Raw genomic sequence first — 25,931 nt, 5'->3', positions numbered from 1 at the left:
CGCCGCGCTCCGCCGACGCCGCTGTGAGGACTTCTTGACGACGACGCTTGATCGCCGCGCCGCCCTGGCGTTGCTGGCCAGCGGCGCCCTGGCGCCGGGGCTGGCGTCCGCCGCCGCGCCTTTCTCGTTCGACCGGGTGAAGGCCCGCGCCAAGGCCCTGGCGGCCAAGCCCTATGTGCCGCCGCCCGCGCCGCCTCCAGAAGTCCAAGCGATGGACTACGACGCCGCGCAAGGCGTCGGCTTCTATCGCGAGAAGATCCCGCTGTGGGGCGGCGACTGGGGGATCGAGCTGTTCCCTCTGAGCCGCGGCGTCTCCAAGACCGTGGCCATCAACCTAGTCGAGAACGGCCGCGCCCGACCGCTGGCCTATGACCCGGCGATGTTCTCGTCGCGCGACGACAGCCCGTTCCGCGCGCTGCCGGCTACGGCGGGCTTCGCCGGCTTCCGGGCCATGAGCCGCGACGACCGGGGCGAGTGGCTGGTGTTCCACGGCGCGTCCTATTTCCGTTCGCCCGCGCCGTTCGGCCAATACGGCCTGTCGGCCCGCGCCATCGCCGCCGACACCTACGCCGTCCAGCCCGAGGAATTCCCCGACTGGCGCGAGGTCTGGCTGGAAAAGGACGCGCAAGGCCGTCTGGTCATCCACGCCCTGATGGAGAGCCCCGGCATGGTCGGGGCCTATCGGTTCGTCAACGACCGCAACGGCCTGGCCCTGACCCAGACGGTCGAGGCCAGTGTCCATTTCCGCCGCGCCTTCGACCAGATGGGCGTGGCCCCGCTGACCAGCATGTTCTGGTTCGGCGAGGATCGCGGCGGTCCCGACTGGCGGCCCGAGATCCACGACAGCGACGGCCTGGCGATCTGGACCGGGTCGGGCGAGCGCATCTGGCGGCCGCTGTCCAACCCTACGCGCGTGGTCACCAGCACCTTCAGCGACGAGAACCCCAGGGGTTTCGGCCTGATCCAGCGCGACCGTGACTTCGAGCATTATCATGACGACCAGGCCCGCTCTGAGCGCCGGCCCAGCGTCTGGGTTGAGCCGATCGGCAAGTGGAGCCGGGGCACGGTCCGCCTGGTCGAGATCCCGACCGACAACGAGACCAACGACAACATCGTCGCCTTCTGGACGCCCGAGGCGCCGGTGAAGGCCAAGAGCCGGATCAACCTGGCCTACCGCCTGCATTGGACGGGCGATGTCCCGGCTCTGACCGACCTGGCCCGCGTCGTGGCCACCCGCACGGGTCGGCCTGGCGAGCCCGGCAAGGATGGCGAGGCGCAAGGCCGCAAGATCGCCGTCGAGTTCCGGGGCGAGAACCTGCTGGCCCTGCGCACGGCGATCGACATCCAGGCCGATGTCACCGCGCGGGGCGGGCAGATCCGCCTGCTGTCGCACTATCCGGCCGACCGCCGCGAGGACGAGACCGACGCTTTGTGGCGGGTGGTGTTCGACGTCGCGCCCGATGGCGCGGAACCGGCCGATGTCCGGGTGGTGCTGCGGCAGAATGGTCGCGCCCTGAGCGAAACCTGGACCGCCTTGGTTTTTCCGGCCCCGGCCGGGAACTAAACGCCGCCTGAAACCTTTCGGCCTCGCTTCCGCCGCGTTGATTGCAGGGAAGCCGGGGCCGGGGGGCCATCGAGTGAACGGGCTTTCTGTTGATGCAAAGCGTAATTTGGCCGGCCGACGCGGTTCCGACGGAAGCGCCCCTGGCCATGCCCACCCAGTGCCTGAGCGCGGCCCCCGAGCAGCGTCCGATCCAGGCGTTGGATCTGCGGCGTCGCCGCGTGGCGTTGCTGGCCTTCACCATCGTGCTGAGCCTGGCCGCCAGCGTGGTCATGGCCATGGCCTTCGCGGCCGACCGCTTCACGCTGCTGGAGCTGGTGGCCCTGCCGCTATTTGCCAGCCTGTTCGCCTGGACCGCCTTCTCCTGCGCCTCGGCCGTGGCCGGCTTCGTGGCGATGTGGCGCGAGGATACGACCCGTGAGGGCGCCGCGCCGCGCCTGACCAGCCGCAACGCGGTGCTGCTGCCGGTCTATAACGAGGCCCCCGGGCCGGTCTTCGCCCGCCTGGCCGCCATGCTGGAATCGCTGCGCACGGCCGGCGCACTCGAGAACTTCGACGTCTTCGTGCTCAGCGATACCCGTCAGCACGCGGTCGCGATCGAGGAGCGCGAGGCCTACGACCAGCTGTACGCCCGCTTCGCCGGCCAGGCCCGCATCCACTATCGCCGCCGCGTCGAGAACACCGACCGCAAGGCCGGCAACATCGCCGAGTGGGTCCGCCGCTGGGGCGGCGCCTATGACCACATGGTGGTGCTGGACGCCGACAGCCTGATGACCGGCGACACCCTGGTGCGCCTGGCCGGGGCCATGGAGGCCGAGCCGGATCTAGGCCTGCTGCAGACCGTGCCGATGATCATCAACGCCCGCACCCTGTTCGCGCGCCTCGAGCAGTTCGCCAGCCGCCTGTACGGCCCGATGTTCGCACGCGGCCTGGAGTGGTGGAGCGGGGCGGAGTCCAGCTATTGGGGTCACAACGCCATCATCCGGGTGAAGGCCTTCGCCGAGCAGGCCGGCCTGCCGCATCTGCGCGGCCCGCGTCCGTTCGGCGGGGCGATCATGAGCCACGACTTCGTCGAGGCCGCCCTGATGCGCCGCGCCGGCTGGGAAGTGCGTCTGGCCTCGCGCCTGGGCGGCAGCTACGAGGAGAGCCCGCCCAGCCTGATCGACCAGATCGTCCGCGATCGCCGCTGGTGCCAGGGCAACCTGCAGCACATCGCCGTCATCGCCGCGCGGGGTCTGCACCCCTTGAGCCGCTTCCACCTGCTGCGTGGCTTCTCGACCTACCTGACCGCGCCGCTGTGGCTGGGCCTGCTGATCGTGGGCCTGTTGCTCTCGGCCTTCCCGTCGCTGGCGGGGGCGGAGGAAGCCGCCGTCTCGGCGTTCGAGCGCACGCCGACGGGGCTGGTGCTGACGGTGTCGCTGGCCCTGCTGCTGGCCCCCAAGCTGATGGCCTGGGCGCTGCTCTTGCGCACCGGCCAGGCCTCGGGCTTCGGCGGCGGGACGCGAGCCTTCTTCAGCGTCTGTTTCGAGACCGCCGTCTCGACAATGATCGCGCCGATCGTCCTCTTCGCCCAGACCCGCTCGGTGATCGAGATCCTGACCGGCCGCGACTGCGGCTGGGCGACCCAGCGCCGCGACATGGACCGCGTGACCTTGTCGGACACCTTCCGCGCCCATCGCCAGGAGGCGGTGTTCGGCCTGATCCTGGTGCTGGTCGGCCTGATCTTCGCGCCCGAGGCTTTCATCTGGATCGCGATCCCGGCCCTGGCCCTGACCTTCGCCTTCCTGCTGTCGGCCTGGACCGCCGAGGACGCCGACGACCTCATCCTGCTGGAGACGCCCGAGACCCGCCGGCCGCCGCGCCTGCTGGACCGCGCGCTGAAGCTGCGCTCGGCCGCCACGGTGGCCAGCCTGGCGTCGTCCAGCGCGCCGGCGATCTCGCTGCCCCTGCCGGCCGGCCTGGGCTACGAGACCGCCTGAGTCCTCACATCTTCTTCTTCAGCGGCAGCAGGTCGGGATACACCGCGTCGCGCTTCTGGGCCTTGGCCGTGAAGGCCTCCGCCATGTGCGGGCCTGAGAACATGCCGGTCTGCCAGGTGGCGATGTAGTCCAGGGCGTCGGCGATCGTGTGGTCGCGGGCGTAGTTGATCATCACCTTGCTGCCGGCCACGGCCAGGGGCGACTTCTGGGCGATCTCGCGGGCGGTCGCCAGGGCGTGGTCGACCAGGGCCTCGTGGGTGTCGAACACCTCGTTGACCAGGCCGATCTCCTTGGCGCGCTGGGCCGGCAGGCGGCGGCCGGTATAGGCCAGTTCGCGCACCCAGCCCTCCGGGATCAGCTTGCACAGGCGCGGGAAGGTGCCGACATCGGCGGTCATGCCGATATTGATCTCCTGGATCTGAAAGAAGGCGTCGGCGCTGGCGTAGCGGATGTCGCAGGCGCTGATGAAGTCGACGGCCCCGCCGATGCAGCCGCCCTGGATGGCGATGATCACTGGCATGCGGGCCTTGTCCAGGCAGCTGAAGCTGTCCTGCAGCACGTGGACGAAGCGGCGGAAGCTCTCGCCGGCCACGTGGCGGTCGCCGTCTCGGTTGGCGGTAACGCCCTCGTCGTCGGTGAACACCGAAAGATCCATGCCGGCGCTGAAGTGCTTGCCGGTCGAGGAGATCACGATGCAGCGGGCCAGGGCGTTGTCGTCAATATGTTTTACAATTGCGGGAAGCTCGTTCCAGAACGGCCGTGTCATGGTGTTCATGGCGTCGGGCCGTTTCAACTGGATATGCGCGACACCGGCTTCGATCTCGACCTTGAAACAGCTATAGTCCGCCTGATCTTGACCGCTCATGTCCTGGCGCTCCCTTATCATTGATAACGGACTATCGACCGGGGCGAGGGCGGGGACAACATTGACCTGACGGAAGAGGAACTCCGCCATGACCACCCGCAAAATCTCCGCCGCTCTCGCGATTGCCGCCACGGTTGGTGGGCTGGCCGCCGCGCCCGCTCCGGCGCTGGCCCAGTCGCGTGGCCTGGGCGGCCTGTTCGCCTGTGAAGGCTCGGGCGGCAAGCAGGAAGGCGGCGCCCTGATCGGCGCGGCCGCCGGCGCCCTGCTGGGCAACAAGGTCTCGAAGAAGAACAAGACCATCGGCACCCTGGTCGGCGCGGCCGCCGGCGCGGCGGCGGGCGGCTATATCGGCTGCCGCATGCAGTCGACCGACGCCAACATGGCCGAGCAGGCCACCAAGAAGGCCCTGGAAACCGGCGTCGCCCAGACCTGGTCCAACAGCCGCACCGGCAATTCGGGCCGCATCGACGTGGTCTCGTCCAGCTACGGCCCGCCGATCGACGGCCGTAACCTGCGCTACGCCCAAGGCGTGCAGAGCCTGCCCAGCTATGAAGCCTCGGGCGGCGCCTATGTTTCGAACGCGAACGCCAACCTGCGCGCCGGTCCGTCGACCAGCGCCAAGGTGGTCGGCAAGGTCACGACGGGCGAGACCTTCGACGTGTTGGGCGTGGTCCCGACGGGCAAGTGGGTTCTGGTGGGCCGCAGCGGCTACGGCGTCGGCTACGCCGCCTCGTCGCTGATCCGTCCGACCGGCCAGCAGGTCGCCAGCTGCCGCGTGATCACCGCCTCGGTCGCCGGTGGCGGCCAGGGTGCGTCCAGCCAGCGCTACAGCGCCTGCAAGGACAACCGTGGTGAGTGGCAGGTGACCCAGGCCTAAGGCCGGGTCAGAGGTCCACCACCTCGCACTTCAGGGTCTGGCGGATGCGGTCCGCCACGATCCTGCGGTGACAGCAATTGGGGTCGTCCTCGTAGCAAAGGAGGGCGACCCTTTTTGTTTTGGCCAGCTCCGTCGCCTGGGCCAGCGCCAGCACCGCGTCGGGCTCTTCCAGGTGAGCGTTGAAGATCTGGCGCATCTCGTCGGTGCGGCCGGCGCGCGCGGCCTCACGACCGGGCTTGGGCGTGCCCAGGGGCCTCAGGTGCAGATAGTCGATGCCCTGGTCCTTGAGGCTGTTTCCCAAGAGCGTCTTGGAGAACCCGGCCTTGCGCGAGCTGGCCACGGCGCGGACGTCGACGACCAGCTCCACGTCGGCCGCCTTCAGCCGATCGATCATGCCGCCCTGCGTGTCGGTCTCGTAGCCGATGGTGGCGAGCTTATTCACGAGAGGCTCCATGGACGGCGCGGGTCGGGAAGCCTACCTTAAGCCTGATAACTCTTTGGGAGCCACGCCAATGGACGCGGCCGTCTTTCGCGAACCTCGCAAGCGCGCCGTGGCTGTGGCCGGGGGCGAGATCGCGGCCCTGGAGTTCGGGCCGACGGATCGGCCGATCGACGTCGTCTTCGTCCACGCCAACGGCTTCAACGCCCAGACCTACCGCGTGCTGCTCTCGCCCCTGGCGGCGGGGCTGCGGATCCTGGCCATCGACCAGCGCGGTCACGGCGAGACCACCCTGCCGGCCAATCCCGACGGTCGCCGCTCGTGGCGTGACCTGAAGGACGACCTGGTCGGCCTGCTGGACGCCCTGGACGGTCCGCCGCTGGTCCTGGCCGGCCACTCGATGGGCGGCACGGTCAGCCTGCTGGCCGCCGCCGAACGCCCCGACCGCGTGAAGGGCCTCGTGCTGCTGGACCCGGTGATCATGCCGTGGCTGGCGACCCTGTACGCCAAGGCGCCGTGGACCTCGGGCCGGCTGTGGAAGCACATGCCCCTGGTCCAGTCGGCCCTGCGCCGCCGGGCGGTGTTCGACACCCGCGAGCAGGTGTTTGCCGGCTACAAGGGCCGCGGGGCCTTCAAGACCTGGCCCGAGACCATGCTGGCCGACTATGTCGCCGGCGGTTTCCACGCGCGCGACGACGGCAAGGTCGAGCTGGCCTGCGCGCCCGCCTGGGAAGCCTCCAACTACGCCGCCCAGGCCCACGACCCGTGGCGCGCCGTGCGCCAGGTCAAGGCGCCGCTGCGGATCCTGAAAGCCGAGAAGCACTCGACCTGCCACGCGGGCGACGGCTTCGCGCGACGCGGCAAGGATGTGCGGATCGAGGTGGTGGATGGCACGAGCCACTTCCTGCCGATGGAGCGGCCGGATGTGGTGCGCGACGCCTTGTTCGATATGGCGACGGGCTAGAGCGCCAGCCCTTCTACCTCGTGCTTCGCCAGCGCCGCGCGCGCCGCGTCGGTCACCGGCACCACCTTGCGTGCGTCCAGGTCGAAGGTGATGGCCACCGCCTCAGACGTGCCCCAGGGCTGGCCGGTGGCGGGGTCGAGCATCCAGTGGACGACGCGCATGGTGCGGGCGTCCGTGCCCATCAGGCCCGAGCGGATGTCGACGCGGTCGCCGGCGCGGGGCCAGGCCAGGTAGGCGATGCGGTATTCGAGGACCGCGCCGCCCATGCGGGCCGGCTTGTGTTCGGCGTGCTCGACCACGACGTCGCGGAATGGATGGATGAAGGCGCCGATGCCGTCGGAGACCCGGCCGATGAACTGCTCTGCGCGCATCCGTCCGTACACGTCGCAATCGGACGGCAAGAGGCCGCCCAGGCCGATGCGGGGCAGGCTCAGCTGGTCGGCGCGGTCCAGGCTGGCGGTCGGTTCGAAGGGCGACAGGCCGATGCTGCGCGCCCGGGCCTTCTCGGGAACCTCGACCTTCAGCGCCTCGGCACGCTCGCGGGCGACCTGGGGCCAGGGGAACGGCTGGCCTTCGCGCGGGGTGGCGTGGACCACGGTGGTCTGGAAGGTCGCCGCCAGTTCGCCCGAGGCGGGGTGGATCAGCAGCTGCAGGATCTTCGCATCCGTCTCGCCCATCTCGATCACCCCGCCCAGCATGGTGAGTGGCGCGCCGGCATGAGCCTCGCGCAGGAAGCGGATGTGGTGTTCCTTGACCAGCAGGGTGGCGTTGGCGTGGGGCGAGAAGGCGTTGGCCAGGCCCAGCTCGGCGGCCATGCCGATCAGGCCTTCCATGGCCCGCACGACATAGTGGCGCACGTTCATGTGCCCCATCTCGTCGCAGTCCCAGGTGTTGACGCCTCCCCGCCAGATCTCGACGCCAGGGAGCGGCTCAGCGGTCGTCATGGCGTCTCTCGAACGAGGTGGAACGGTCGTTCGAGCCTAACGGTGTTCGCTCAGCTTCGGCAATCGGCGCAGAGGCCGTGGGCCTCGATGGTGACGGCGGTCAGGGCGTAGCCGGCCGCGGCGCCGGCGGCGATGATCTCGGCGCTGGCCCTGGGCTCGATCTCGCGGGTCGCGCCGCAGCAGTCGCAGATCAGGAAGGCGGCGGCGTGGCCGTCGGCCTCCTTGCGGCAGGCGACATAGGCGTTGAGGCTCTCGATCCGGTGGGCGAAGCCCTGCTTCTCCAGGAAGTCGAGGGCGCGATAGACGGTCGGCGGCTTGGCCGGCGGGCCGTCGCCCCCGAAGGTCGAGATCAGGTCATAGGCCTTCACCGGCTGGCCGGCTTGCAGCAGCAGCTCCAGCACCCGGCGGCGCGGGGCGGTCAGGCGTTGCTCGGCGGCCGAACAGCGGGCCTCGGCCGCGTCCAGCTCAGCGGCGAGCGCGGCGCCGCCGACGCCGTGATTGTGATGATCGTGTCCGCAGGAGGTCGCGCCGTGAGCCATGGCCTAGAGGTAGAGGGCCGCGCACATGTTCGCAACTACCAGGGGGTTTTGGCGGTAAGGGCTTGCTCGACCGAGCACTGGGCGGCGGGGGCCGCGGCAGCGCTCTTGCGGACCTCGGCCAGCTCGGCGCGCACGGCGTCGACGTCGTCGCGGAAGGCCTTGGAGCCATGCAGCGCCGCGACCAGGGCCGAGGCGTTGGTGCGGCCGGCCTCGATGGCGCTGGCGTTGTGCACGCCGCAGACCACGCGGCTTTCGCCGAAGGCGCGGGCGCGGGTCAGGATGGCGGTGGCGTGGGCCGGATCGGCCTCGGCCAGGATCAGGCCCACGGTCCAGCCCCAGGTGGTGTGGCCCGAGGGGTAGTCCGGGCTCTTGGCCAGGCCGTCGGTCTTGTCGACGCAGATCGGACCCTCGTCGATCAGGTAGGGGCGCTTGCGCTGGTAGAGGTCCTTGGGCTTGTTGACCGCGTCGCCGACGTCGAAGCGGATCTTCATCAGGAGGGCGGTCAGCTTGGGCAACTTCTGCGGATCGGGCGTGAAGCCCATGGCGCAGCTGAAGTCGGCGACGATCTTGCGCTCGTCGACGTCGTTCTGGGCCAGGCTCCAGCGCGGGGTGTCCTTCAGGGCGCGGGTCGCCAGGAACACCTTGCGGTCGGCCTCGTAGCGCGGCTCGCCTTCCTTGGGCGCGGGCGGCAGGACCTGGGCGGTGTCGATGGCGCCGGCGGGCAGGTAGCCCTTCTGGGCGGGGGCGTCCTGGCGGGCGAAGGCCAGGCCCGAGGCGGTCAGGACAATGGCCGCGCCGGCGGCCAAAGCGAGCTTGATACGCATGAAGACGATCCCCGAAAGTCGAGCGGGCAACCTGCCTCCGCGATGTGGCGCCCGCAAGACAGGTTAGAGCAGGGGCGCGCCGAGCAGGTTGGCCTGGGCCGTGCAGCGGGCCGGATCGGGCGGGGTCGCCTTGGCGCGCGCCGCGTCCAGCTCGGCGCGGACGCCGGCCAGGTCGGCCTTGAAGGCGTCCGAGGCCCACAGGGCGGCGAACAGGTTCTCGGCGTTGCGTTTGCCGGCCTCGACTGAGCTGGCGTTGTGCACGCCGCAGACGATGCGGCTTTCGCCAAAGCCCCGGGCGCGGGCCAGGATGGCCTCGGCGCGGTCGGGCGCGGCCTCGGCCAGGATCAGCCCTACGGTCCAGCCCCAGGTGGAATGGCCAGAGGGGTAGTCGGGCGACATCGAGAAGCCCAGGCCCGGCTTGATGCACAGGGGGCCCTTTTCCGATCGGAACGGACGGGCGCGCATGTACTTCATCTTCGGTCCCGACACCGCCGAGCGCACGTCGCCGCTGACCCGCAGCAGCATGGCGGCCAGCTTCGGGTTGCTGTCTTTCGTCGGGGTGAAGCCGAGGGCGCAGGAGAAGCCGTCCATGACGTTCTCCTCGACATTGTCGGCCTGGGCCAGGGTCCAGCGCGGCGTGCCCTGCAAGGCGCGGGTGGCGCGGAAGATCTGGCGGTCCTTCTCGGCTTCCGGAGAGCCCTTGGCCGGCGGCGGGGCGAGGTGGTCGCGGGCGTCGAAAGCGCCCTTGGCCAGATAGCGGTTTGGGCTGGCGGCGTCGCCGCTCAGCGTGGCGCAGCCCGTCAGGGTCAGGAGGGCGGCAAGGGCCAGAACACGCATAGAAAAAGGGCCCCCGGAGAAAACTCCGGGGACCCTGCATTTTCAGTAGAGTCGGATCAAGCTTACTTGCCGAACAGCTTGTTCCAGCGCGGCTTTTCACGGCCTTCCCAGGCCTTGCGCCAGTAGGCGTCCGAGGCGATCAGCGGAACGACCGTGGTGGCTTCGGCGAAGACCATCTGTTCGTAGGTGGTCGAGACCTTGCCCCACGAGGCGGCTTCCTTCAGCGTCGACGACGAGCAGGCGCCGTCGCGCACGTCGGCGACCGTGATCTGGATGGCGTACTTGTGCATGTCGGCCTCGACGCCGAGGATCTCGGCGCAGACGACGGTGTCCTGGGCGAAGTTCTTGGGAACGCCGCCGCCGACCATAAACAGGCCCGTGGTGCCGGCCGCGATCTTGACGTCCGTCAGTTCACGGAAGTCGGCGACCGCGTCGATCATCAGGTAGGGCTTCTTCTCGGCGATCTTTTCCTTCTGGTGCTTGACCAGACCGAAGCCGGCCGAGCTGTCGACGAAGGCCGGGCAGAAGATCGGCACGCCTTCCTCGTAGCAGGTCTGGATCAGCGAGCCTTGCTTCTTGGCGTTGCCTTCAGCCAGCCACTTGCCCATCTCCCAGATGAACTCGCGCGAGGAATAGCCGCGCGGCTCCAGCTGGTTGCACAGCTCCAGGATCGTGTGATCGCAGGCCTGCAGCTCTTCTTCGTCGATATAGGTGTCGTAGATGCGGTCGATGTAGTTGTCGCGCAGGACGTTGTCGTCGACCGGACCGGCGGCCTGATAGTGCTTGAAGCCCAGGGCTTCGAAGAAGTCCATGTCGACGATGCTGGCGCCGGTGGCGACCACGGCGTCGATCATGCCGTTCTTCACCATGTCGCGGTACACGTGCATGCAGCCGCCGGCCGAGGTCGAACCAGCCAGGATCAGCCAGGTCGAGCAGCCCTTGTCGGCCAGGGCCATGTTGAAGATGTCGGCGGCGCGGGCGGTGTCGCGCGAGCTGAACGACATCTTGCGCATCGAGTCGATGATCGGGCGGGCGTCATAGCTGGCGATGTCGACGTGCTCGACGACCTTCTGCAGCAGTTCGGCTTTTTGATTGTTCGGAACGGGAGCGTTCATGACAGAGGTTCCTCTGAAGGTGAGCGCCCGTCGTGACCCCGCTTAAGTCGCCGGGACGGAGCGACCGGCGAGGGGACTGAAGGTGGCGCTATATAGAGCCTTTGTGACGATTATCGAGTCCTGATCCGCATAAACGCACGGATTGAAGTCTGGAGCCCGGCGGCGTCGAGGCGGCGGTACAGCGACAGGCCCAGCCAGGCCGCGATCAGCGCCAGGGCGGCCAGGGTCAGGGCGTCGCAGGCGACTTCCAGCGGCGAGCGGATGATCCGGGCCCGGTAGGTATGGACGCCGGGTTCGGCGACGAAAGACAGCAGGCTCTCGCCCGGGCTGGGCAGGGCCTCGACGACCGGATCGCGGCCCGCCTCGACGCGGGTGACCTGCCAGGTCGGGAAGTGGTAGCGGCGCAGCACGATGCGGGTCGGGCGGGCGGCCTCGACGGCGACAGCGAGACTGCCGTCCGGGAACAGATTGGCAGCCGTGACCCTGGCGCCGTCGGTCTCGGCGGCGGCCAGCGGCAGGTTGGCGAAACCGCTCATGCAGAACGGATCGGCCATGTAGCGGGGGCCGCCGCCGAAGGTCGCTGGCAGGTGTTCCTCGGGCGCGCGGTGGCAGGCGATCTCGCGCGTGGTCTGGGGCGTGGCCTTATCGCCGACCTGCAGCAGGTGGAAGGCGATGGCCTCCTTCTGCATCGAAAAGCCGCGCGCGGTCGGCGCGGCGGCCGCGATCAGCAGCACAACCAGCAGCCAGCGCCGGCTGCCGTGCGCGGCGGCCAGGACGATCGCGGTGACGGCGGCGAACTCCATGCCCAGCAGCAGGCGGTAGGGGAACTGGGCCTTGGCCAGGACCTGACCGGTCAGGCCGTGCCAGGGCCAGGGCAGGGCGTAGAGGGTGAAGGCGATCAGCACACCGGCGCCCCAGGCCAGGGCCTCGCGCCGGGGCGAGGAGAGCTTGCGGCCGGCTGCGGCGACGATCGCCGCCAGGGCCGCGCCCGCGACGCCGTAGGCCAGCCAGGCCATCGACGTCGAGAATGGCTGCTGAGGCCAGCGATGCGGGGTGATCAGCGCCCAGTCATAGGGATCGGTGCCGGTCCACATCGTCCGCATCAGGGCCAGCTTCTGCATCGCGAGGGCCGGGCCCAGATAGCTGGCGGCGGCGGCCAGGCCCAGCAGGCCGGCGGCGGCGCAGCGCAGCAGGACGGCGCGGCGCTGGTCCTTCGGTGCGTCCAGCAGCTGGTGGACGACATAGGCCGGCAGCACGGTCACGCAGATCAGCATGGCGATGGCCAGGTGCGACATGACCAGGGCGGCGAAGGCCAGGGCCGCGCCGGGGACCCAGGCCCACGACCGCGCCGCGCGCTCCAGGCATAGGGCCAACAGGGGCAAGGTGGCGTAGGCCATCGTCTCGCCGATCGAGCCTCGGACATAGACGCTGACCAGGTGATAGGGCGCGGCGACATAGACCAGCGCGCCGACCAGCGCCCAGGCGTCGCCGGCCCGCGATCGCAGCCAGGCGTACATCGCCGCGCCCGAGCCCAGCATCATCAGGTAGCTGGTCCAGGCCAGGATCATCGGGTGGTCGATGGTCCCGAAGGCGTAGCGGACGAAGGCGGCGACGTAGAAGGCCAAGGGCGGATAGAAATAGAACGACGACGCGCCCATGCCGTCCCAGGCCCCGTGCAGCCAGCGCGGCGGGAAGTGGCCCTGGGCCAGGGTGTTGTTGAATTCCTGCACCCAGACGGCGTTGAACACGTAACTGTGGGTGAAGCCCGCGCCGTGGCCCAGGTCGTGACGCAGCAGGCAGAAGCTCTGGAAGGCCAGGACCAGCAGGACGACCGGCCAGCGCAGCGTCAGGTTCGACATCGGGCTACTCGAAAAAAGGCGAGGCCATCAGACCCCGCCTTCGTCATTTCGGTCGTCTTAGCGACGGCGCTTGCGCTTGCCCGCCGCGCCCTTCGGACGCGAGAAGCGGACGATCTTGCGCTCTTCGTTTTCCTGGCGGACCGCCGGGATCGAGCGCTTGGCCAGGCCGTACATCGAGGCCATCGGGGCGTCCTGCACCTGCGCGGTGTCGGTCTCGCCGAAGCCGTTGAAGCGGGTCGACATGGCGACGCCGTAAGCGCCCAGCATGCCGATCTCGATGTAGTCGCCCTCGTCGACGCTTTCCGGCAGGTAGAACGGGCCGGGCATGTGGTCGACGCTGTCGCAGGTCGGGCCGTAGAAGCGGAAGGGCTTGAGGCCTTCTTCCACGACTTCGCCGTTCTTGCGGAACAGCTTCACCGGGAAGGGCCACTTCATGTGCGCGGCGTCGAACAGCGAGCCGTACGACCCGTCGTTCAGATACAGCGCGTCGCCCTTCTTCAGCTCGACCTTGACCAGCAGCGACGAGGCCTCGGCGACCAGGGCGCGGCCCGGCTCGCACCAGAGCTCGGTGGTCTCGTGGACCATCATCTCGGCGAAGCCGCGGTCGATGGCGGCCAGATACTCGGAGAGATCCGGCGGGACCATGCCCGGATAGATCGACGGGAAGCCGCCGCCGACGTCGACGACATCGGCCAGCACGCCGGCGCGGACGAGCGCGCGCGAGGCCTGGGCCATCGCCGCCTGGTACGCCGTCGGGCGCATGCACTGGCTGCCGACGTGGAAGGACACGCCCATCAGGTCCTGGGTGGCGCGACGGGCGGCCAGCAGCAGGGCGGGGGCGTTGTGGGGCTCGACGCCGAACTTGCCCGACAGGCTGTAGGCCGCGCCCTCGGCCTGCACGCCCATGCGGACGATCAGGTTGAGGTCCTTGGCCTGGCCGGTGGCGTCCAGGATCTTGGCCAGTTCTTCGTGGGTGTCGAACGAGAAGGTCTTCACGCCATGGTCGAAGTACGCGGCCGAGATGGCGACGCGGCTCTTGACCGGATGCATGAAGGCCATGCGCGAGCCCGCGGCGTGTTCGGCCACGAGTTCGATCTCGTTCAGCGACGCGACGTCGAAGGACCGGACACCAGCTTCCGCCAGCTCACGGATCACCCACGGCGAAGGATTGGCCTTCACCGCATAAAAGACGTCGCCTTTAAATTCGGACTGGAACCAGCGCGCAGCTACGGAAACCGCGTCAGGCCGCACGAGTGCGACGGGACGTTCCGGTGACCGCTCACGGACCAGGTCCAGGGGAGATTGGTACGTGCGCAATTCACGTAACCCCCTGTTGGAAGTTAAACCCAGGCCGGCGTTAGCAGCGTTTTAGAGGACTTCGGGTCCGCCGGAGCGAGCGAAATAGGGTCATTGTTCCGGGATGTAAAGACCCTTTTGCAGCCCCGGTTTGGGGCGAATTGATCCACTGGTCGTCACAAATCCATTGCGAACCTTCCCCAAACCGGAGATCGCATTTCCCAAGCACCGAAACCACGTTAAGGATTCGCCCCGACCATGACGTCGGACCCAGTTCTCTCGATCCGCGCCGCATCCAAGACTTTCGGGTCTAGGCGCGCGCTGGACCAAGTCTCCCTCGACGTTGCGCGGGGCGAGATGATCGCGCTCATTGGCCCTTCGGGCTCCGGGAAATCCACGCTTCTGCGCTCGATCGACGGTCTGCAGACCATCGATGAGGGCGCCGGTGTGATCACCGCCTTCGGCGGACCGGTGCAGGCCAAGGGCAAGGTGTCCAGCGATGTGCGCAAGGCGCGCATCCGCATCGGCTTCATCGCTCAACAGTTCAACCTGGTCGGTCGTCTGTCGTTGTTCAGCAACGTGGCGCTCGGTTCGCTGGGCCGGATTCCTTTCTTGTCTGGGCTGTTCGGCCGCTGGCCGAAGGAAACCCGCGAGGCGGCCATGGCGGCCCTGGCCCGCGTCGGCGTGGCCGACTACGCCGCCCAGCGCGCCAACACCCTGTCGGGCGGCCAGCAGCAGCGCGGCGCGATCGCCCGCGCGCTGGTCCAGAAAGCCAAGATCATCCTGGCCGACGAGCCGGTGGCCTCGCTGGACCCGGTCTCGGCCCGCAAGGTCATGGAAATCCTGCGCGACCTGAACAAGACCGACGGCCTGACGGTCGTCGTCACCCTGCACCAGGTCGACTACGCCCTGCGCTACTGCGACCGGGTCGTGGCCCTGAAGGCCGGCCAGAAGGTCTATGACGGCCCCGCCGCCGGCCTGAAGCGCGACAAACTCATCGATATCTACGGCCCGGAATTCGAGGACGTGTTCTGGGAAGGAGCCCCGCAATGATCAGCCGTCGCTCGGCCATCGTAATCGCCGCCAGCCTGTCTGCCCTGGCCCTCGCCTCGTGCGGCAAGAAGCCCGAGGCCGCCGCGGGCGCCAAGGACACGGTCACTTTCTCGATCCTGTCGACCGAGTCGGCCCAGAACATGGAGGGCTACTGGAAGCCCATCCTGGCCGACATGGAAAAGCAGACCGGCCTCAAGGTGAAGCCGTTCTTCTCGTCCAACTACTCGTCGCTGATCGTCGCCATGGGCGCCAAGCAGACCGACCTGGGCTGGTTCTCGAACCAGTCGGGCCTGGAAGCCGTGCGCCGCTCGGGCGGTGAAGTCTTCGCCCGCACCTTCGATCCGTCGGGCACCGACGGCTACAAGTCGGTGATCATCGTCCCGGCCGACAGCAAGCTGACCCTTCAGGACCTTCTGAAGTGCGACAAGACGCTGAACTTCGGCATCGGCGACAAGAAGTCGACCTCGGGCACCCTGGCCCCGATGACCTACGTGTTCATCCCGGCCGGCGTGAAGCCCGAGAACTGCTTCAAGACCGTGCTCAGCGCCAGCCATGACGCCAACCTGGCGGCCGTGGCCAACCACAAGCTGGACGCCTCGACCAACAACACCACGGCCCTGCGCCTGAACGCCGTCCGCTCGGACAACAAGACCGGCAAGGTCAAGGTGATCTGGGAGTCGCCGACCCTGCCGGAAGACCCGATCGTCTGGCGCAAGGACCTGGATCCGGTCGTGAAGGAAAAGCTGCGCCAGTTCTTCCTGACCTATGGCCAGGGCGACACGCCCGAGGCCGCCACCCAGCGCGCCAACCTGGCCAAGCTGTCGATGGGCGGCTTCAAGCCGGCCGACGACAGCCACCTGCTGGTGGTGCGTGAGATGGAAGCCCTGGAGCAGCTGGGCCTGGCCAAGGAAACCGGCGATCAGGCCAAGATCGCCGCGGCCCAGAAGAACCTGGACGGCATCAAGGCCGAGCGCGTCGCCGCCGAAGGCAAGGCCGGCGCGGTTCCGGCCGCGCCGCCGGCTAACTGAGCCTTTTCATGCGCGAGACCATTCCGGCCCCGCCCTCTCTGGCTCCGCCTAAACGCTCGACGACGGCCATGGCCTTCGACGCCCTGATCTGGGGCGGCGTGGCCATGCTGCTGATCATCAGCTTCAAGCCGGCCGAGATCGACAAGTTCCCGCAGCTGTTCACCGAAGCCGGAAGGATGCAGGAGTTCGCGCGGGGCTTCTTCTCGCCGTTCACCGATCCCAAGGCGTTCATGGCCGCCGACTGGGGCCTGTACGTCGGCAAGATGTGGCAGACGATCCAGATGGCGCTGTGGGGCACATTCCTGGCCATCATCGTCGCCATCCCGCTGGGCCTGCTGGGCGCGGGCAACATCACGCCGGTGTGGATCCAGCAGCCGGTGCGCCGTGTGCTGGACCTGATCCGCTCGATCCCCGACCTGGTGGTGGCGCTGATCTTCATCACCGCCGTGGGCCTGGGGCCGTTCGCCGGCGTCATGGCGCTGATGTTCAACACCGGCGGCGTGCTGGCCAAGCTGTTCGCCGAAGCCGTCGAGTCGATCGACAAGGGCCCGGTCGAGGGCGTGCGCGCCACCGGAGCGGTCAAGCTGCAGGAGATCGTCTGGGGCGTGATCCCGCAGGTGGCCCCGCTGTGGACCAGTTACGCGCTGTACCGCTTCGAATCGTCCAGCCGCGCCGCGACGGTGCTGGGCCTGATCGGGGCCGGCGGCGTCGGCCAGGTGCTGCTCGATAGCGTCAACGCGTTCCAGTACGACCAGACCGGCTGCATCGTGCTGGTCATCGTGGTGGCCGTGTCGCTGATCGACCTGCTGTCGCAGATCATCCGGACCCGACTGCTGTAGACGCCACGCAATGGGGACGCCGCAAACGTCCGGAACCGTCCGAAATATCCAGGGCGCGCCGACCAACCGTCGGCGCGCCCTTCTCGTCTCAGGTGTGCTTCGTTCCGCAAATGGGGCGAAAAAGTGTCACTCCCGACCGTAGTCATCGAACAATGTTATCGATGATAAGTGCATGAATTCCATGTTCTTACGTGTATCTGGTAACGATGTTATCGCGATGCTGGAGTCTAATTGGGAGTTGCGTCGGCGTTTCAGCCTGGAAACATTTTCGGCGGCTGCTCGCGCCATGGGCGAACTCATTCCGGATATTCGTCGATAGCCGCAAATGCCGCATATTTATCACGTCTTAAAACGTACACATCCGCGTCACTGAACCATCACTGCATAGGGACTATCCCCCCGGCCAACCAAAACAGGGGTGTTTCCTATGCGGAACTATTTCGGTGGAGCGGCGACCGCCGTTCTCATGATGGCGATGGCCCAGAGCGCCTATGCCGCCGACGCGACGCCGGCCGATGACGGCACGTCCCTCGAGCAGGTCGTCATCACCGCCACCAAGCGTGAGACCAACCTTCAAAACACGCCGATCGCCGTCTCGGTGCTGAGCGCCACGGCCATGGCCGACCGCCACGCCGAAAGCCTGATCAGCCTGATGGACGGCGCTATCCCGTCGCTGCGCGTCGCCACCTTCGAAGCGCGCCAGTCGGCCCTGACGGTCGGCATCCGCGGCATCGTGCCGTTCGACGCCAACCAGACCGCCCGCGACCAAGGCGTCGGCGTCTATATCGACGGCGTCTATCTGGGCCGCCAACAAGGCCTGAACGTCGCCCTGCTGGACCTGGAGCGCGTCGAAGTGCTGCGCGGCCCGCAAGGCACGCTGTTCGGCCGTAACACCGAAGGCGGCGCGGTCAGCATCGTCTCGAAGGGCCCGTCGGGCGTGGCCGGTGGCCGCATCGTCGCCGGCGTCGGCAACTACGGCGCCTACACCGCCGAGCTGCACCAGGACTTCCAGGAGTTCAACGGCCTGTCGTTCAAGGTCGACGGCCTGCTGCAACACCAGGATCCGACCATCAAGAACCCGATGGCGGGCCAAGCCGGCTGGAACCAGTACGACCGCAAGGGCGGCCGCATCCAGGCCCAGTACAAGCCGAACGACAAGTTCAGCGCCCTGATCGCCGTCGACTACGCCAAGGACGAGAACACCCCGTTCTTCAGCCAGCTGATCAACTACAACCCCTACGGCAAGCGCGTCCGCACCCTGGCTGAAGTCACGGCCACGGCCAGCGCTCCGGCCGGCACGATCAACCCGCTGGCCCCGCTGGTGAAGATCCACACCGACCGCCAGAAGGTCTCGGACATCGGCACCGTGCAGCAGCCCAGCGTCGACGAGACGGGCGGCGCCATGATGACGCTGAAGTACAACGTCGCCCCGAACCTGCAGCTGCGCTCGATCACGGCGGCCCGCGCCGTCGCGACGAACCAGTGGGACAACTCGGGCGTCGAAGCGCGTAACGTCTTCGCCCCGAACGCCACCTTCGGCCGCTACAGCCTGTCGGACCTGTATCAGAACCAGTACAGCCAGGAATTCCAGGCTGTCGGCGACTTCGGCGACACCTTCGAGTACGTCGCGGGCCTGTACTACTTCAAGGAACACGCCAAGGAATCGGCCGCCACGCCGTTCACCAACCAGTGGAACGCCGACGGCACCGCCTACACGATCCGTTCGTCGGCCGGCACCTCGAAGGCCGCCGCCGGCACCGCCGGCTGGGAACGCGGCACGCGCTTCCTGACTCGCGCCTCGCAAGCCGACGCCGAGAGCTACGCCATCTACGGCCAGGGCACCTACACCCCGGCGACGATGGAAAAGCTGCACCTGACGGTCGGCGGTCGCTACACCAAGGACAAGCGCGACGGCACGCTCTACATCGTCAACGGCAAGGCCACGAACTTCACCTTCACCTACGACAAGGGCCGCTTCGACCCGCTGGTGAACCTGGCCTACGACGCGGCTGAAGGCGTCAACCTGTACGCCAAGTTCTCGACCGGCTACCGCGCCGGCGGCGCCAACGACCGCTCGCAGACCTTCCAGGCGTTCGACGCCGAAAAGGTCAAGGCGTACGAAGTCGGCGCCAAGATGGACTTCCTGCAGAACCGCGTCCGTCTGAACCTGGCGGCCTACGCCATGGATCGCACCGGCACCCAGATCGACTTCGACAACGTCGACACCACCCCCGGCAGCCCGACGCAAGGCGCGCACACCGAGGAAACCCGCAACGCGCCGGGTACGTCGAAGATCAAGGGCTTCGAAGCGGACCTGACCGCCCAGGTGACCGACCAGATCGTGGTCGGCGTCTCGTACGCCTACACCGACGTGAAGGTGCCGGCCGCGCCGTTCCCGTTCACCGGCAACGCCGACGTCCCGCAAGGCACGCCGTTCCCGGTCAACGTGGTCTACACGCCGCCGAACGCCGCCTCGGCCTATATCGACTTCAAGCAGCCGGTCGGCTCGATGACGTTCAAGGCTCACCTGGACGCCAACTACGCCGACGCCCAGTACTCGTTCCAGACCGAGTTCGCCGACGTCTCGCCGACCGGCAAGCTGGTCCAGAACGTGGCCGTGAAGGGCGACAGCAGCTTCATCGTCAACGGCAACCTGACCTTGGGCGACATCGCCATGGGCGACGCCGGTTCGGCCAGCCTGTCGCTGTGGGCTCGCAACCTGCTGAACGAGTCGCACATCTACCGCATCTCGGCCGCCAACCGCGGCACGATCGGTGACTATGCGAACTTCAACCCGCCGCGCACGTACGGCATCGAACTGCGCGTGAAGTACTAGGATACCTGACGAAGGGCGGCTCGGTGAGCCGCCCTTCCGACCCTTGAGTAAAGCGTCCGGCACTCGTCGGTAGACGGATTTTCTTTGTGACGTTTGGCAATGGTCTTGTTGCTGGAACGACACAGATTAACCGGCTGAAAACACTTGTCGTTTGGCTGTCATAAATTGGTGGCTGAACCGTCACGTACCGCCGTTATCCCGCAAACATCCTGATCCCGCCCAGCACGGGTGAGAGAGGCAGGGGCACTCAAGGGGATACTCAAATGAGCAGCAAGACCTCGCTGGTCGCCGGTTCGGCGCTGGGCGTTGCGCTGGCCCTTGGCCTGGGCGTCGCGGCCCAAGCCCAGGACATGTCTTATCGCTGGGCCGGCGCGCCGCAGTTCAGCAACGACGACGTCATGTTCAAGTTCCGTGGACGGATTCTCGTGGACTACGTCAATCAGGACGTGACCCGCGATGGCCCCGGCGGCGATTTCAAGACCAGCAACTGGCGCGGTCGCCAGGTGTTCCTGGGCGTCGAAGGCAAGCTGAACAACTACTTCGCCTATAAGGCCGAAGGCGGCTGGGTGAACGGCGGCGCGGCCTCGTGGGACGACGTCGTCATCGAGTACAAGCCGAACGAACAAGTCTCGCTGCTGTTCGGGAACATCAAGGCCGCCGGCCTGGAAAACCTGACCTCGACCCGCTTCATCACCTTCATGGACCGTGGTCCGTACGGTGACTTCGGCGTCGACAGCTATCTGGTCAGCGCGGTCGCCAAGTATCAGGGCTTCAACTACTCGGCCACGTTCGCCGTCCAGGGCAACAGCATCAACACCGCTGACGTCGCCAATGCCGGCGCCGACAGCAAGGAGCGCTTCGGCCTGACCGCGCGCGGCCACTTCGCCCCGATCAACACCGACACCGACAAGCTGCACGTCGCCCTGTCGTACCGCTACCGCAACCGCGGTGACGAAAGCGCCTTCGCCTATACCGGCCGCACGACGACCGCCTATACGAACGGCACCACGTTCTACACCACGGGCGCCATCGGCAACCGTGACAAGACCCTGGCCGCCGAGGCCATGTACATCCACGGTCCGTTCTCGGTCCAAGGCGAATACTCGAACATCGACGTGACCCGGGTCGGCGGCGCCGCCACCGGCAAGGATCCGAAGGTCAAGGTGGGCTACGCCTTCGTGTCGTTCTGGCCGACCGGCGAGATGCGCAACTACGATCCCGCCGCCGGCGAGATCAAGCGTCCCAAGATCCTGAACCCGGTCACGGCCGGCGGCATGGGCGGCGTCGAGCTGGCCCTCCGCTACGACTATGTCGACCTGGGCGACGCCTACGACACCCTGAACGTCAAGCCGGCGACCTCGCAGGCTGGCAAGTACACCGGCTGGACCCTGGGCCTGAACTACTACCCGGTCTCGTATGTCCGCTTCCAGGCCAACTATACCGACGGCAAGTCGGACAATATCGGCCTGAACCAGGACTACGACATCAAGCAGTTCCAGCTGCGCGCCCAGCTGGACTTCTAAGACACGCCAAGTTCTTCGGGCGGGCCGATCACGGCCCGCCCGATCCCTCTTTTGTCCTTAGGAACTGACCATGAAGAAGCTCCTGTCCTGCGCGGCCGCCGCCGTCGCCCTGTCGGGCCTGGCCGCCGTCCCCGCCCACGCCGCCCGTGACTATGTCTGGGCCGCCGGCTCCTCGACCGTGTTCCCGTTCGCCACCCGCACCGCCGAAAACTACGCCAAGAAGTCGGGCAAGAAGGCTCCGAAGGTCGAAAGCCTCGGCACCGGCGGCGGCATCAAGCTGTTCTGCTCGGGTAATGGCGAAGGCTTCCCCGACATCGCCAACGCCTCGCGTCCGATGAAGAAGGCCGAGTTCGACGCCTGCGCGTCGAAGGGCATCAAGGACATCATCGCCATTCGCATCGGCTTCGACGGCATCGTCATCGCCACCGACAAGGACGGCGCCGACTACAACTTCAAGACCGAGAACCTGTACATGGGTCTCTCGAAGACGGTCCTGAAGGGTGGCCAGTTCATCGCCAACCCGAACAAGAACTGGGACGACGTCGCCGGCGGCCTGCCGGGCAACCGCATCCAAGTGTACGGCCCGCCGCCCACGTCGGGCACCCGCGACGCCTTCGTGGAACTGGCCATCGAGGCCGGCGCCCGCAAGTATCCGACCCTGGACGCCATCCGCTCGGACAACGAAAAGAAGTTCAAGGGCCTGGTCGACCCGCTGCGCGGCGACGGCTGGATCGACGCCGGTGAAAACGACAACGCCATCGTCGGCACCCTGACCAAGACCCCGGGTTCGGTCGGCGTCTTCGGCTGGTCGTACCTCGAAGAGAACATGGACAAGATCAAGGGCGCCTCGGTCAACGGCGTGAAGCCGTCGGCCCAGACGATCTCGGACGGTTCCTACCCGCTGTCGCGCACCCTCTTCATCTACGTGAAGAAGGCCAACATCGGCGTGACCCCGGGCCTGGAAGATTTCCTGAAGGAATTCACCTCGGACGCCGCGACGGGCCGCGGTGGTTACCTGCAAGGCCGTGGCCTGATCCCGCTGCCCCCCGGTCAGCACGCCGCCCAGAAGGACGTGGTCGCCAAGAAGACCACGATGCCGCGTCCGGCCGCCTAACTGGAGCTTGGCAGCCGAAAGTGTAAGCGGTTTCGGCGCCCGCCAAGCTCCAATGCTTAGAACCGAGCCTGCTTGTCCGTTTCGGACATCCGAAACGGGCAGGCTCGGCGATCTGAAGCGTCTCAAAATATGACGAACGCCGTGGTCCTATGGGCCACGGCGTTTTTCTTTGTATAGTGGCAGGGCCGGGCCTCCCCCATGCCCGCGCCGCGGTCGCCGTCCGGGCCCGCGTCCTTGACCCTGCAGGGCCATGATTCTCGTCGCGCTCGCCGTCGTCTTCCTCCTCGTTCTTCTGAACGGGGTTTTCTCCATGTCCGAACTGGCCGTCGTCTCGGCCCGCAAGGCTCGCCTGCAAGGCTTCGCCGAGCGGGGGGACAAGGGGGCCAAGCTCGCCCTCGACATGGCCGAGCATCCGACGCGGTTCCTGTCGGCCGTGCAGGTGGGCATCACCCTGATCGGCATCTTCGCCGGCGCCTACGGCCAGGCCACCATCGCCGCGGCGCTGGATGCGTGGCTGGAAGCCAGTGTCCCGGCCCTGGCCAAATATTCCGAAGCCATCGCCACCGGCGTGGTCGTCGTCGGCCTGACCTATGTCTCGGTGATCCTGGGCGAGCTGGTGCCCAAGCGCCTGGCCCTGATGTTCCCGGACGTCATCGCCCGCAGGATGGCCCCGTTCCTGGCGATCGTCGCCATGGTGCTGCGCCCGTTCGTGACCCTGCTGACCGTCTCCACGGCCGCCGTGCTGAAGCTGCTGGGCGTGCGCGACGAGCGCAACAACGGCGTCACCACCGAAGAGATGGAAGCCGTCCTGGCCGAAGGGGCCGACGCCGGCCTGATCGAGCCCGAGGAGCGGGCGATGATCAACGAGGTGCTGCGCCTGGGCGATCGCCCGGTGCGCGTGGCCATGACCCCGCGCCGCGACCTCTTCTGGGTGTCGCTGGCCGACAGTCCCGAGACGGTCCTGTCCGAAATCCGCGCTAGCGCCCATTCGCGCATCCTGGTGGCCACCGAGGACGACCTGGACGGCGACATCGGCGTCGTCCTCAAGAAGGACCTGCTGGACGCCTGCCTGTCGGACCAGCCCCTGGACCTGAAGGCCCACGTGCAGCAGCCCGTGGCCATCCCCGAGACCATGTCGTTGCTGAAGGCCCTGGCGGTCTTCAAGCAGACTAGTCTGCACATGGCCCTGGTCGTCGACGAATTCGGCTCGCTGCAGGGCGCGATCACGCCCCTGGACCTGCTGGAAATGATCGCCGGCGACTTCCCCGAGGATCACGACGACGACGAAAAGCGCTTCATCCGTCGCGAGGACGGCAGCTGGCTGATCGACGCCCGCCTCGACATCCAGGAACTGAACGATCACCTGGGCGAGAACTTCGAGGCCGACGGCGGCTACCACACGGTGGCCGGCCTGATCCTGGACCGCCTGGGCCGTATCCCCTCCGAAGGCGAACACGTCTCCATCGGCGCCTTCGATCTGGAGATCGTCGACATGGACGGCTCGCGGATCGACAAGGTCATCCTCAAGCACTGCAAGCGCGGCAAGGGCGAGGCCGAGGGCTAGGCCCGACGCACCCGCCGCAGCCGGCCGCTGGAGCCGCCGCCACAGAAGAACCCGCCTTCGCCGTCGGCCTCCAGGCCAGAGACGAAGACGCCTTGCGGCATGTCCAGGGTTTCCAGCACCTCGCCGGTCGCGGGATCGACCCGCCGCACGTCCATGGCGTCCTCTTCGTGCGCGCCGTGCCATAGCGCGTTGCCCGTCCAGGTGACGCCGGTCACGAACCGGTTGGACTGGATGGTGCGCTGGATGGCTCCGGTCTCGGGATCGACCTGATAGATCTTGCGGTCGCGATACTGGCCCACCCACAGCGAGCCCTCGGCCCACGCCAGCCCTGAGTCCTTGCCGCCGCCGGGCGCGGGGATCGAGGCGAGCACCTCCCCGTTCGTCGGGTCGATCTTGACGATCCGGTCCTCGGACAGCTGGAACAGGTGGCGGCCGTCGAAGGCCGAGCCGGCGTGGGCGGCGATGTCGATCGTGCGCACGACCTCGCCCGTGTCGGGGTCCACGGCCTTCAGGCTGTCGCCGGCGGCCACCCACACGTGGCGACCATCGAAGGTCACGCCATGGACGTGGTCGACGCCGGGGAAGGGGCCGTATTCGCGAATGATCTGGGCGGCTGAATTTTGCATGTCGTCACCCTAGGGGCCGGCGAGACCGGTGGGGAGTAACAAGGGCGTCGTGATTCCGGGCAAGGGCGGGATCGTCCAGCGCCGGGCGCGTCCGTGGCCGACCGCGCGGGCCTTGTCGGCGGCCGCCAGGGCGTCCAGGGCCCGCTGCACCGTGCGCTGGCCGGTGTCGAGCGCCAGGGCCAGGGCCGAGCTGGACCAGGCCTCGCCATCGGACAACAGGGCCAGGACGGCCGCGTGCCGTTCATCGACGGGGCTGGCCAGCACCACGACCCGCGTGGAGGCTTCCGGTTTCAGGACGAAGCCGCGCGGGGTGGCCGACAGGCCCAGCAGGCCGCGCGCCGTCGCCCGCAGCCGGCCGATCTCGACCCGCAGTCGGGCGCGATGGCTCTCGTCGACTTGCCGTGCGCCGAAGGCGCGAGCGGCGAGGAGCTCGCGCGAGACGTCGCCGGGCCAGGCTTCAGCCAGAGCGCGGGCCAAGGCGAACAGCACCGGGCGGCGGGCCAGCGAGACCTCGCCGCCTGGCGCACGCAACACGCTGCGGCGCGCATCGACCAGCAGAGCGTCGGCGGCGTACAGCGCCTCGACCTCGGCTAAAGACAGCGATCGTTCCGCGCCAGCTTCGATCAGCCGGGCGGCTGGGGCGTCCAGCATCCGGCGGGCGGCGGCGACCTCGGCCATCAGGTCGGGGATGCCGGCCCGCCACGCGCTGGCCTCCGCCCGGTCCAGTGTCGCCCGCGCGACGCCGGCTTGCTGGCGACGCATCGCGATCCCGGCTTGGGTGAGGGCATGGATGGCCCGCAGCGCCGGCGGCAGGGCGTCGGGATCTTGCGTCGCCAGCCGTTGCTCGGCCTCGTCGAACCGGCCGATCAGCACTAGGCGACGGATGTCGAGATAACGGGCGTGCGCCGCATTGGCCCGGTCGCCGTGCGCCGCTAGAGCGCCCGCCGCGGCCTCCAGCGCCTTCGCCGGCCAGGCCAGGTCGCGCGAGGCCAGGGCGATCTCCGCGCGGGCCACGACGCAGCGGGCGCGGGCTACGGTCTCGGCGGGCGAGAAGGCGCGCTCGGCGTCGCGCAGCAGGATCTTGGCGCGCGGGAAGTCGCCCAGTTGGGCCATGGCGATGCCGCGCAGGGCCAGGGCGGGAGGATCATCGCGCAGGGCCACGCGCTTGAGCGCGCCCAGCGGATCGCCGGCCGCCAGAGCTCGCGCGGCGGCCGTGATCAGCGAGTCCATCGAAATCCCGTCACACTTG

The 25,931-nt window shown here is 67.9% G+C and carries 23 protein-coding genes; 12 read left to right on the top strand and 11 right to left on the bottom strand.

Features of this window, described 5'->3' with window-relative positions; genetic code table 11:
* The first annotated feature begins 34 nt into the window (after nt 1–34).
* Nucleotides 35–1,564, top strand: coding sequence for an OpgD/OpgG family glucan biosynthesis protein (locus AC1RRR_RS19740; RefSeq protein WP_492815585.1), 1,530 nt, complete (start codon nt 35–37; stop codon nt 1,562–1,564).
* A 92-nt stretch (nt 1,565–1,656) separates the two neighbouring features.
* Nucleotides 1,657–3,540 (top strand): glucans biosynthesis glucosyltransferase MdoH, encoded by a 1,884-nt coding sequence (mdoH, locus tag AC1RRR_RS19735; protein WP_492815584.1) that lies wholly within the window; start codon nt 1,657–1,659, stop codon nt 3,538–3,540.
* 4 nt (nt 3,541–3,544) lie between these two features.
* Here the strand turns inward: mdoH and AC1RRR_RS19730 are convergent, their stop codons facing one another.
* Nucleotides 3,545–4,405, bottom strand: coding sequence for a crotonase/enoyl-CoA hydratase family protein (locus AC1RRR_RS19730; protein ID WP_492815583.1), 861 nt, complete (start codon nt 4,403–4,405; stop codon nt 3,545–3,547).
* Between the two features lie 88 nt (nt 4,406–4,493).
* On the opposite strand from AC1RRR_RS19730, the gene AC1RRR_RS19725 reads away from it, so the two are divergent.
* Nucleotides 4,494–5,282 (top strand): SH3 domain-containing protein, encoded by a 789-nt coding sequence (locus AC1RRR_RS19725; RefSeq protein ID WP_492815582.1) that lies wholly within the window; start codon nt 4,494–4,496, stop codon nt 5,280–5,282.
* 7 nt (nt 5,283–5,289) lie between these two features.
* Here the strand turns inward: AC1RRR_RS19725 and AC1RRR_RS19720 are convergent, their stop codons facing one another.
* Entirely contained in the window at nt 5,290–5,724 is a 435-nt protein-coding gene (locus tag AC1RRR_RS19720; protein WP_492815581.1) for a DUF488 domain-containing protein, read from the bottom strand.
* A gap of 70 nt (nt 5,725–5,794) precedes the next feature.
* On the opposite strand from AC1RRR_RS19720, the gene AC1RRR_RS19715 reads away from it, so the two are divergent.
* Nucleotides 5,795–6,685 (top strand): alpha/beta fold hydrolase, encoded by an 891-nt coding sequence (locus tag AC1RRR_RS19715; RefSeq protein WP_492815580.1) that lies wholly within the window; start codon nt 5,795–5,797, stop codon nt 6,683–6,685.
* Here the strand turns inward: AC1RRR_RS19715 and AC1RRR_RS19710 are convergent.
* From AC1RRR_RS19710 to AC1RRR_RS19680, 7 genes are all read right to left on the bottom strand, one after another.
* Entirely contained in the window at nt 6,682–7,629 is a 948-nt protein-coding gene (locus tag AC1RRR_RS19710) for a thioesterase family protein (protein WP_492815579.1), read from the bottom strand. The two genes, AC1RRR_RS19715 and AC1RRR_RS19710, sit on opposite strands and share 4 nt — an antisense overlap.
* A gap of 50 nt (nt 7,630–7,679) precedes the next feature.
* Nucleotides 7,680–8,168 carry a transcriptional repressor gene (locus AC1RRR_RS19705; RefSeq protein WP_492815578.1) on the bottom strand — a complete coding sequence of 163 codons (489 nt, stop codon included), beginning with the start codon at nt 8,166–8,168 and terminating at the stop codon, nt 7,680–7,682.
* Between the two features lie 35 nt (nt 8,169–8,203).
* A complete protein-coding gene (locus AC1RRR_RS19700) occupies nt 8,204–8,992 on the bottom strand; it encodes an acid phosphatase (RefSeq protein WP_492815577.1) in 789 nt (262 codons plus the stop codon).
* Between the two features lie 63 nt (nt 8,993–9,055).
* The gene (locus tag AC1RRR_RS19695; RefSeq protein ID WP_492815576.1) at nt 9,056–9,829 is read right to left on the bottom strand and encodes an acid phosphatase; all 774 of its coding nucleotides are present in this window, start codon (nt 9,827–9,829) and stop codon (nt 9,056–9,058) included.
* Nucleotides 9,830–9,891: 62 nt separating this feature from the next.
* Nucleotides 9,892–10,944, bottom strand: coding sequence for a 1,9-bis(guanidino)-5-aza-nonane synthase (locus AC1RRR_RS19690; RefSeq protein WP_492815575.1), 1,053 nt, complete (start codon nt 10,942–10,944; stop codon nt 9,892–9,894).
* A 110-nt stretch (nt 10,945–11,054) separates the two neighbouring features.
* Nucleotides 11,055–12,803, bottom strand: a complete 1,749-nt coding sequence (locus AC1RRR_RS19685) for a 6-pyruvoyl-tetrahydropterin synthase-related protein (RefSeq protein WP_492815574.1) — start codon at nt 12,801–12,803, stop codon at nt 11,055–11,057.
* A 57-nt stretch (nt 12,804–12,860) separates the two neighbouring features.
* Entirely contained in the window at nt 12,861–14,120 is a 1,260-nt protein-coding gene (locus AC1RRR_RS19680; RefSeq protein WP_492815573.1) for a type III PLP-dependent enzyme, read from the bottom strand.
* 237 nt (nt 14,121–14,357) lie between these two features.
* On the opposite strand from AC1RRR_RS19680, the gene phnC reads away from it, so the two are divergent.
* The 8 genes from phnC (at nt 14,358) to AC1RRR_RS19640 (ending at nt 24,056) form a co-directional block, all read left to right on the top strand.
* Nucleotides 14,358–15,152 (top strand): phosphonate ABC transporter ATP-binding protein, encoded by a 795-nt coding sequence (gene phnC / locus AC1RRR_RS19675; RefSeq protein ID WP_492815572.1) that lies wholly within the window; start codon nt 14,358–14,360, stop codon nt 15,150–15,152.
* Complete coding sequence (gene phnD / locus AC1RRR_RS19670) at nt 15,149–16,180, top strand: phosphate/phosphite/phosphonate ABC transporter substrate-binding protein (protein ID WP_492815571.1); 1,032 nt, start codon at nt 15,149–15,151, stop codon at nt 16,178–16,180. Before phnC ends, phnD begins: the two co-directional genes overlap by 4 nt.
* A gap of 8 nt (nt 16,181–16,188) precedes the next feature.
* Complete coding sequence (phnE, locus tag AC1RRR_RS19665; protein ID WP_492815570.1) at nt 16,189–17,019, top strand: phosphonate ABC transporter, permease protein PhnE; 831 nt, start codon at nt 16,189–16,191, stop codon at nt 17,017–17,019.
* Nucleotides 17,020–17,191: 172 nt separating this feature from the next.
* Complete coding sequence (locus AC1RRR_RS19660) at nt 17,192–17,338, top strand: hypothetical protein (RefSeq protein ID WP_492815569.1); 147 nt, start codon at nt 17,192–17,194, stop codon at nt 17,336–17,338.
* Nucleotides 17,339–17,446: 108 nt separating this feature from the next.
* On the top strand, nt 17,447–19,855 hold the full coding sequence (locus AC1RRR_RS19655) for a TonB-dependent receptor (protein ID WP_492815568.1): 2,409 nt from the start codon (nt 17,447–17,449) through the stop codon (nt 19,853–19,855).
* Nucleotides 19,856–20,118: 263 nt separating this feature from the next.
* Nucleotides 20,119–21,378 (top strand): OprO/OprP family phosphate-selective porin, encoded by a 1,260-nt coding sequence (locus tag AC1RRR_RS19650; protein WP_492815567.1) that lies wholly within the window; start codon nt 20,119–20,121, stop codon nt 21,376–21,378.
* Nucleotides 21,379–21,448: 70 nt separating this feature from the next.
* Nucleotides 21,449–22,492 (top strand): substrate-binding domain-containing protein, encoded by a 1,044-nt coding sequence (locus tag AC1RRR_RS19645; RefSeq protein WP_492815566.1) that lies wholly within the window; start codon nt 21,449–21,451, stop codon nt 22,490–22,492.
* A gap of 250 nt (nt 22,493–22,742) precedes the next feature.
* Entirely contained in the window at nt 22,743–24,056 is a 1,314-nt protein-coding gene (locus AC1RRR_RS19640; RefSeq protein WP_492815565.1) for a hemolysin family protein, read from the top strand.
* Here the strand turns inward: AC1RRR_RS19640 and AC1RRR_RS19635 are convergent.
* Together AC1RRR_RS19635 and AC1RRR_RS19630 are read right to left on the bottom strand one after the other, a co-directional pair.
* The gene (locus tag AC1RRR_RS19635) at nt 24,053–24,682 is read right to left on the bottom strand and encodes a Vgb family protein (protein ID WP_492815564.1); all 630 of its coding nucleotides are present in this window, start codon (nt 24,680–24,682) and stop codon (nt 24,053–24,055) included. The two genes, AC1RRR_RS19640 and AC1RRR_RS19635, sit on opposite strands and share 4 nt — an antisense overlap.
* Nucleotides 24,683–24,691: 9 nt before the next feature.
* Entirely contained in the window at nt 24,692–25,912 is a 1,221-nt protein-coding gene (locus AC1RRR_RS19630; protein ID WP_492815563.1) for a helix-turn-helix domain-containing protein, read from the bottom strand.
* Nucleotides 25,913–25,931 lie beyond the last annotated feature (19 nt).

It is taken from the genome of Caulobacter sp. GW821-FHT12D05 (assembly GCF_058807295.1).
Note: the sequence above shows the minus strand (reverse complement) of the source record. Positions and strands in the feature narration are given on the sequence as shown.

Coding starts and splice junctions, on each gene's coding strand:
- phnE (WP_492815570.1), top strand. CDS start 16,189: ATGCGCGAGACCATTCCGGCCCCGCCCTCTCTGGCTCCGCCTAAACGC.
- AC1RRR_RS19630 (WP_492815563.1), bottom strand. CDS start 25,912: ATGGACTCGCTGATCACGGCCGCCGCGCGAGCTCTGGCGGCCGGCGAT.
- AC1RRR_RS19645 (WP_492815566.1), top strand. CDS start 21,449: ATGAAGAAGCTCCTGTCCTGCGCGGCCGCCGCCGTCGCCCTGTCGGGC.
- phnD (WP_492815571.1), top strand. CDS start 15,149: ATGATCAGCCGTCGCTCGGCCATCGTAATCGCCGCCAGCCTGTCTGCC.
- phnC (WP_492815572.1), top strand. CDS start 14,358: ATGACGTCGGACCCAGTTCTCTCGATCCGCGCCGCATCCAAGACTTTC.
- AC1RRR_RS19695 (WP_492815576.1), bottom strand. CDS start 9,829: ATGCGTGTTCTGGCCCTTGCCGCCCTCCTGACCCTGACGGGCTGCGCC.
- AC1RRR_RS19640 (WP_492815565.1), top strand. CDS start 22,743: ATGATTCTCGTCGCGCTCGCCGTCGTCTTCCTCCTCGTTCTTCTGAAC.
- AC1RRR_RS19705 (WP_492815578.1), bottom strand. CDS start 8,168: ATGGCTCACGGCGCGACCTCCTGCGGACACGATCATCACAATCACGGC.
- AC1RRR_RS19725 (WP_492815582.1), top strand. CDS start 4,494: ATGACCACCCGCAAAATCTCCGCCGCTCTCGCGATTGCCGCCACGGTT.
- AC1RRR_RS19650 (WP_492815567.1), top strand. CDS start 20,119: ATGAGCAGCAAGACCTCGCTGGTCGCCGGTTCGGCGCTGGGCGTTGCG.
- AC1RRR_RS19715 (WP_492815580.1), top strand. CDS start 5,795: ATGGACGCGGCCGTCTTTCGCGAACCTCGCAAGCGCGCCGTGGCTGTG.
- AC1RRR_RS19655 (WP_492815568.1), top strand. CDS start 17,447: ATGCGGAACTATTTCGGTGGAGCGGCGACCGCCGTTCTCATGATGGCG.
- AC1RRR_RS19685 (WP_492815574.1), bottom strand. CDS start 12,803: ATGTCGAACCTGACGCTGCGCTGGCCGGTCGTCCTGCTGGTCCTGGCC.
- AC1RRR_RS19660 (WP_492815569.1), top strand. CDS start 17,192: ATGAATTCCATGTTCTTACGTGTATCTGGTAACGATGTTATCGCGATG.
- mdoH (WP_492815584.1), top strand. CDS start 1,657: ATGCAAAGCGTAATTTGGCCGGCCGACGCGGTTCCGACGGAAGCGCCC.
- AC1RRR_RS19710 (WP_492815579.1), bottom strand. CDS start 7,629: ATGACGACCGCTGAGCCGCTCCCTGGCGTCGAGATCTGGCGGGGAGGC.
- AC1RRR_RS19690 (WP_492815575.1), bottom strand. CDS start 10,944: ATGAACGCTCCCGTTCCGAACAATCAAAAAGCCGAACTGCTGCAGAAG.
- AC1RRR_RS19635 (WP_492815564.1), bottom strand. CDS start 24,682: ATGCAAAATTCAGCCGCCCAGATCATTCGCGAATACGGCCCCTTCCCC.
- AC1RRR_RS19730 (WP_492815583.1), bottom strand. CDS start 4,405: ATGAGCGGTCAAGATCAGGCGGACTATAGCTGTTTCAAGGTCGAGATC.
- AC1RRR_RS19700 (WP_492815577.1), bottom strand. CDS start 8,992: ATGCGTATCAAGCTCGCTTTGGCCGCCGGCGCGGCCATTGTCCTGACC.